Origin of the sequence: Kitasatospora sp. NRRL B-11411 (assembly GCF_000721345.1) — a bacterium.
Classification (GTDB): Bacteria; Actinomycetota; Actinomycetes; order Streptomycetales; family Streptomycetaceae; genus Kitasatospora; species Kitasatospora cineracea.
Map to the genome: position 1 here is coordinate 1 of NZ_JOGH01000335.1, position 286 is coordinate 286.

1 pseudogene is annotated in these 286 nt (G+C 72.7%); it reads right to left on the bottom strand.

What is annotated here, in order from left to right:
* Window positions 1–236, bottom strand: a pseudogene (locus IH44_RS48995) (transposase); the annotation flags it as partial.
* Window positions 237–286: the final 50 nt, after the last annotated feature.

Genomic DNA, 286 nt, shown 5'->3' on the forward strand with positions numbered 1-286 from the left:
AGGCGGCCGGCGAAGCCCTGGTCCGCCCAGAACCTCTCGATCCGCGGGTGGTCGAGCCGGGCCCACAGGAGCGGACGGCGGGCGCCGTCGCGGTCCTGGACGCTCGCGGCGGCCACGTGGACCGCGACGAGCAGGCCCAGGGTGTCGGTGACCAGGAACCGCTTGCGGCCCTTGACCTTCTTGCCCACATCGAATCCCCTGGTCGCCGCCGGCACGGTGTCGGCGGTGCGGACGGACGCGCAGGAGGAAGCAACGGCTCCACCAGCGCCCACTGATCATCCGTCAG